The organism is Novosphingobium naphthalenivorans NBRC 102051, from assembly GCF_001590985.1.
GTDB lineage: Bacteria > Pseudomonadota > Alphaproteobacteria > Sphingomonadales > Sphingomonadaceae > Novosphingobium > Novosphingobium naphthalenivorans.
The window spans coordinates 56,691-62,767 of the sequence record NZ_BCTX01000026.1; the positions used below are offsets into that span (position 1 = coordinate 56,691).

General features: G+C 64.0%; 7 protein-coding genes and 1 pseudogene. 5 read left to right on the forward strand and 3 right to left on the reverse strand.

The window, feature by feature from the left end:
- The first annotated feature begins 46 nt into the window (after window positions 1–46).
- Window positions 47–1,057 carry a bile acid:sodium symporter family protein gene (locus tag NN5_RS10545; RefSeq protein ID WP_157081087.1) on the forward strand — a complete coding sequence of 337 codons (1,011 nt, stop codon included), beginning with the start codon at window positions 47–49 and terminating at the stop codon, window positions 1,055–1,057.
- Between the two features lie 33 nt (window positions 1,058–1,090).
- On the opposite strand, the gene fahA is transcribed toward NN5_RS10545, so the two are convergent.
- Window positions 1,091–2,395, reverse strand: a complete 1,305-nt coding sequence (gene fahA / locus NN5_RS10550) for a fumarylacetoacetase (protein ID WP_245656401.1) — start codon at window positions 2,393–2,395, stop codon at window positions 1,091–1,093.
- Between fahA and NN5_RS25780 the strand changes: the two genes are divergently transcribed.
- Both NN5_RS25780 and NN5_RS10555 read left to right on the forward strand, forming a co-directional pair.
- On the forward strand, window positions 2,378–2,812 hold the full coding sequence (locus NN5_RS25780; protein ID WP_157081088.1) for a hypothetical protein: 435 nt from the start codon (window positions 2,378–2,380) through the stop codon (window positions 2,810–2,812). The two genes, fahA and NN5_RS25780, sit on opposite strands and share 18 nt — an antisense overlap.
- Complete coding sequence (locus NN5_RS10555; RefSeq protein ID WP_157081089.1) at window positions 2,704–3,816, forward strand: phosphatase PAP2 family protein; 1,113 nt, start codon at window positions 2,704–2,706, stop codon at window positions 3,814–3,816. The genes NN5_RS25780 and NN5_RS10555 overlap by 109 nt, the downstream gene beginning before the upstream one ends.
- A gap of 18 nt (window positions 3,817–3,834) precedes the next feature.
- Here NN5_RS10555 and NN5_RS10560 read toward each other — a convergent pair whose 3' ends face one another.
- Complete coding sequence (locus tag NN5_RS10560; protein WP_067734165.1) at window positions 3,835–4,308, reverse strand: RrF2 family transcriptional regulator; 474 nt, start codon at window positions 4,306–4,308, stop codon at window positions 3,835–3,837.
- A 254-nt stretch (window positions 4,309–4,562) separates the two neighbouring features.
- Here NN5_RS10560 and NN5_RS10565 point away from each other — a divergent pair, with 254 nt between their 5' ends.
- Window positions 4,563–4,832, forward strand: coding sequence for a GlsB/YeaQ/YmgE family stress response membrane protein (locus NN5_RS10565; protein WP_067734166.1), 270 nt, complete (start codon window positions 4,563–4,565; stop codon window positions 4,830–4,832).
- 243 nt (window positions 4,833–5,075) lie between these two features.
- A complete protein-coding gene (locus NN5_RS10570; RefSeq protein WP_067734167.1) occupies window positions 5,076–5,678 on the forward strand; it encodes a superoxide dismutase in 603 nt (200 codons plus the stop codon).
- A gap of 105 nt (window positions 5,679–5,783) precedes the next feature.
- Here the strand turns inward: NN5_RS10570 and NN5_RS26300 are convergent.
- Window positions 5,784–6,077 (reverse strand): annotated as a pseudogene (locus NN5_RS26300) (hypothetical protein); the annotation flags it as partial.

Consider the following 6,077-nt stretch of genomic DNA (forward strand, 5'->3'; position numbering starts at 1 on the left):
CAGGTTCAGGCTAACAGGGGCCTTCCATGGCAAAGTATCTTCTCACATGACCGGCTTCAGTCCGAACCGCCTGCTCGCGCGGCTCAACATCGATCCTTACCTGCTGCTGCTGGTCAGCACGGTGGGCCTGGCCTCGGTGCTGCCCGCGCGGGGTGTCTGGGCCGGCATAGCCGGCGGCCTTGCCGATGTCGGCATTGCCCTGCTGTTCTTCCTGCATGGCGCGAAACTTTCGCGCGAGGCCATCATTGGCGGTGCCAAGGCATGGAAGCTGCACCTGACGACGATGTCGCTCACCTTCGTGCTGTTCCCGCTGCTCGGCCTGGGCGTGCAGGCGATTCCCGGCCTCGATCCCACACTGACGATGGGCGTGCTGTTCCTCACCCTGCTGCCGTCCACCGTGCAGTCCTCGATCGCATTCACCGCGATTGCCGGGGGCAATGTCGCGGCGGCGGTGTGCAGCGCCTCGTTCTCGAACCTCGCCGGCATTTTCGTGACGCCGCTGCTGACCGCGCTACTGATTACCGGCAAGCAGGGGGGCGGGTTCTCCACAGATCCGGTGATCGCGATCGCCACGCAGCTGCTGCTGCCGTTCCTGGCCGGCCATTTCCTGCGCCCGTGGATCGGCGGTTTCGTGCACCGGAACAAGAAAGTGCTGGGCTATGTCGATCGCGGTTCGATCCTGCTGGTGGTCTATACCGCTTTCGGCGCCGCCGTGCTCGAAGGGCTGTGGAGCCGCGTCACGCTGGGCGAACTCGGGCTGATCGCGGTGATTTCGCTGGCGATCCTGGCGGTCGTGATGGTCTCGTCTTCGCTGATCGGCAAGGCCATGGGCTTCTCGCGCGAGGATCGCATCGTGCTGCTGTTCTGCGGTTCGAAAAAAAGCCTGGCGACCGGCGTGCCGCTGGCCGGAGTGCTGTTCGCCCCGGCGCAAGTGGGTGCGGTGATCCTGCCGCTGATGTTCTTCCACCAGATCCAGCTGATGGTCTGCGCCGTGCTGGCCCGGCGCTTTGCGGCGGCGGCGGAAGCCGAGGCTGGAGCCGCCGCCGAAGCGGCCTGATAGTTTCCCTGAGCAGGCCCGGAGCGGGGCTGCTCAGGTGCGCGCGGGCGCTACCACGCCCCGGCACGCGCCAAAGCCGATGGAGACCGCGCCCTCGGCGTGGAAATGCCCGGCCAGCGAAAGCTCGTCGCCGTCTTCCAGGAAGGTGCGGGTTTCGCCGCTGGGCAGTTCCACCGGCTGCTTGCCGCCGCGGGTGATTTCCATCAGCGAGCCCTGCGTGCCGTCTTCGGGGCCGGAGATCGTGCCGCTGCCGAGCAAGTCGCCAGTCTGCATCTGGCAGCCATTGGAGGCGTGGTGCGCCACCATCTGGGCAATCGTCCAGTACATCGCGCTCGCCGGGCCGCAGCTCAGCCGCAGCGGGGCGATGTGCCGCTCGCGCATGGCGGCACTGCTCAGGAACACTTCCAGATCGAGCGAGAGCGCGCCTTCGCGCTGGTCGGCCTCGTCCCATAGATAGGGCAGGGGGCGCGGATCGTCTTCCGGGCGCGGCGGCTGGGGGCGGCGGAACGGGGCCAGCGCTTCCATCGTCACGATCCAGGGCGAGACGGTGGTGAGGAAGTTCTTGGCCAGAAACGGTCCGAGCGGCTGGTATTCCCACGCCTGCACGTCGCGGGCTGACCAGTCGTTGAGCAGGGTGAGCCCGGCCACATGATCGGTGGCCTCGGAAATCGGGATCGGGGCGCCGAGATCGTTGCCAGTGGCCAGCCACACGCCCAGTTCCAGCTCGTAGTCCAGCCGCGCGATCGGCCCGAACGAAGGCGCATCGGCGCCGGGGGCCTTGGTCTGCCCCTGCGGGCGGATCACCGGCGTGCCGCTCGGCCGGATCGTCGAGGCGCGGCCGTGGTAGCCGATCGGCACATGCTTGTAGTTGGGCAGCAGCGGATTGTCCGGGCGGAACAGGGCGCCGATGTTGGTGGCGTGGTGAATGCCCACGTAGAAATCGGTGTAGTCGCCGACATGCGCGGGCAGGTGCATCGTGGCCCCGGCCATCGGCACCAGCAGTGGCTCGACCTCCCCGCGTTCGGGCGCACCGGTGCACAGCAGCGCCGAGACGCGCCGCCGCAGCGCCCGCCGCGGACCGGCGCCGAGTGCGAGCATGGCATTGAGCGTGGGCGCGCAGGCGGCACTGGCGGCAACCATGGCCTCGCCTTCCAGCAGGCTCGAGCGGGTCAGCGCGGCCAGATCGAGAATGCTGTCGCCGATCGCGATGCCGCCGCGCGGGCTTTCCCCCTCGCGCGAGAACACGCCCAGCGGCAGGTTCTGGATCGGGAAATCGGCATGTCCGTCAGCGCCGGGGACCCAGGACGTGCGGTCAGGGGCATGGGTTTCATCGATCACGGCTGTGATCATGGCGGGCAACCTCTCTGTTTTTCTGATTGGGGGGAGGACCCTCTACAGTGTCAGGGCCGATTGGTCACGGGGGCTGCAGGCTTTCTGAAGAAGAAGGGCCTTTCGTTCGTTCCTATGGCATTGCGGCTGCCCCGGTGGGAAAAGAACTCAAAGCCGGCTTTCGGGGGCTTTTATGCGTTTGGTCTTCTTGTATTTGTGAAATACAGATCCACCCATAAATATTTCAATATTTTAATTCTGAACAATGAGATCTTAAAAGATATTGCATTCCTGCAGAGCATCTATCGCTCTGTACCGTGCGCCGGCTCTGGTGTGGCGGGTTCGGCTTTATTGCAGTTGAGTGGAATGGTTTTCTCTTCAAATCTGTTCGATTTGCAGCGCGCGTCCGGCTGGCTTGCAGGATGAAGCGTCTGCCGAAAGCTCTGGGAAGCGACGGAGAGTTTTATGCGGCCATTCTGATCTACGGGCTGGCGGCGCTGGCGGCTGCGTTATGGTTGGGGGATACCGGCTGGTTTGTGCCACTGGTCGATCTGAGCGGATGGACGGGCAGTCTTGGCGCGATCTGCCTCGTTATGATGGCGGTATGGGCGGCCAGGTCGGTTGGCAAAGAGGATTTCGCTAGCGCCTTTCTGGGCCATGTGGCGAACTGGCCGCAGCGGCTGGCAGGCGTGTGCCTGTTCCTGTCCATGGGCGTGTTTCTGGGGATCTTCACGTCGGTCAAGACGATGATGCCCCACATTGCTCCGTTCGCCTATGACCGTGTGCTGGCCGATATAGACAGGTCTCTTCATGGCGCGGACCCGTGGACCTACCTGCGCTGGATGACGCCGTTCGAGGGGCTGATCCGCTGGGTCTATGGCCCCGTGGCCGGTGGCATCATGTCGGCATCGTCCTTTTTCGTATGCGTCACCGATTGGGAGCGCCGCCGCCAGTACCTCTGGGCCTTCCTGCTCTGCTGGGTTCTTCTGGGCAACATCGCGCCGCTGGCGTTCATGGCCGCGGGGCCGGTGTTCTATCATGGCATTACAGGCAGTACCCGCTTCGCTGAACTGAGCGATTTCATATTCGGGCAGGCCAGCGCCGGTGATTTCACATCGTCGCTGCCCGGAATGCTCTGGGAAGGCTACACGGACAAGACGCCGGGCTTCGGGATGGGCATTTCGGCATTTCCCAGTATGCACGTATCCATCACCACCCTGTTCGCACTGGCCGCTTTCGCGATGCACCGGCGTATCGGTTATGTGATGCTCGCATATCTGGTTTTCATCGTTGCGGCGTCGGTGCATCTCGGGTGGCATTATGCGATCGACGGATATGTTTCGATCCTTGCAACTGTAATCATCTGGAAGCTGGCAGGCATGAGAGCGGGCAAGGCAGCTTTCGCCTCCCGGGAGCGCCAATTGGCCTGAGGCCGGATCCATTCCGGCTTACAGCCCGGCTTCAACCTCATCCTCATCCTCATCCTCATCCTCATCCTGTGATGTGGGGGCCAGTTCGATGGGGTCGGACAGGCGGATACCATCGAGCAGGCTGGCGGTGGCATCGCGGACCTGCAGCATCAGCGCGCGGGTGCGGCAGTCCTTTTCCTCAAGGCAGTTCTTGCAGGTCTCGTGCGCGAAGCGGCTGGCGCAGGGGACCAGTGCCAGCGAGCCGCGCATGACCCGGATCAGGTCGCCGTAAGTGATGTCGATCGGCGAGACGCCCAGCCAGTAGCCGCCGTCCTTGCCGCGCTGCGAGGCGACCACGCCGAAGCGGGTGAGTTCGGACAGGATCACGGTGAGGAACTTGGCCGGGATGTTCTGCGCTTCGGCAATTTCCGCCAGCGGGACCGGACCCTGGCCGTACTTGTCGGCAAGGTGCTGCATGGCCCTGATCGCATAACGGGTTTTCTGCGAAAGCATGGCGGAAGCCAGTCCAGTGGAACAGATGTTCCCTGTCCCTTGCGCCCGCGCGTGGCACCGCGTCAAGGCGGCTTTTCCCATTTCTCAAGCGATCCGGTAGATAGCTCTCGCTTCGGCGTCTCCAGTCCTGTGTTCGCGCTTTCCCTGGCCCGTGCGCGGCAGGGGAATCGTTGTCCGCTGGCGGCACGGTTCGGAACCACTGCGGCGGCGGGCCGTTGTTTCAGGCAACGGACATACATTCTGGAGAAGACACCATGACCCTTCTGCTTATCCTGCTCGTCGGCGGCATTATCGGCTGGCTGGCTTCGATCCTGATGCGCACCGATGCGCAGCAGGGGATTTTCCTCAACATCGTGGTGGGCGTGGCGGGCGCCGTACTCGCCGGATTCCTGGTGAACCCGCTGCTGGGCGGCGCGCCGATCACCAGCGGTTCGTTCGACATCCTGTCGCTGTTCACCTCGTTCCTCGGTTCCGTGCTGCTGCTGGCGCTGGTGAACCTGTTCCGCCGCGGCTCGGTGCGCTGATCCGGCCCGGCAGCGTGTGGCCGGTCCGGCGGGCAGGGATGGCGGGATCCCCGTCATCCCTGCCTGCAAATGCCGGTCCGCAGCCGGAAAATCCGCCCGGAGAATGAAAATGCCGCGATTGAACGCTTGAATTGTCGCAGGCGAGATCAGACATAGGCCCCCGAGTTCTCTCAGGCGCTGGCCCGTCTCTTCTCTCGCCGGCGCTTTCGTCACGCGTTCGATAACCGAAACAGGAAACTAGCCATGACCATTGCCCTGATGCCGTTGCCCTACGCCCAGGATGCTCTCGAGCCGCACATCTCTGCCAAGACGCTCGAAATCCACCATGGCGCTCACCACAAGACCTACGTCGACAAGCTCAATGCCGCCATCGAAGGCACCGAGAACGCCGGCAAGTCGGTGGAAGAGATCAGCAAGTCGGCTTCGGGCCCGCTCTTCAACAACGCCGCGCAGGTCTACAACCACGGTTTCTACTGGCACTCGCTGAGCCCGGAAAAGACCGCGCCGAGCGAAAGCCTGGCCGCTGCCATCACCCGTGACTTCGGCTCGATGGACGCGCTGCTCGAAGCGCTGACCAACGAAGCGGTGAACCACTTCGCCTCGGGCTGGGCCTGGCTGGTCGTCGATGGCGGCACGCTCAAGGTCATCTCGACCCACGACGCCGCCACTGCGATCACCTCGGACGTGAACCCGCTGCTGACCGTCGACGTGTGGGAGCACGCCTACTACATCGACCAGATGAACAAGCGCCCGGCCTATGTGAAGGCGGTGCTCGACAACCTCCTCAACTGGAAGTTCGCCTCGGACAACTTCGACCGCGGCACGGCCTGGACCTACCCGGCCTGATCCGGCTTCCGGTTTACCGGAATTGAAAAAGCCCCCGTTTCCGAGAGGAAGCGGGGGCTTTTTCGTGAAGGGGCACCGCGCCGGTTGTGTCGGCAAGCCGGCAGTTCATCTGAGCAGGCCAAGGCTATCCGCTTCCGGCGCAGGCCGTCTCGCCGTCGTTACCTGCATGAACCGCGGGGGATTGGCAGGGGATTCGCAAACCAGTGCCAGCGGATATATGCCGGGCGGCAAGGCTGCCAGGGGCATTCCGGCTGCGGCAAGGGCATAAGGGGATACGCGGTGACGGGTGCACAGGCCGCCGGCACCGTCGCTGACCAGCGGCGTTTCGAACTGGATGGCGAACTGGGTCTCTTCCGATCTGATGACCGTGCAATAGGCAAGTTGCCCTCCGCCCAGATC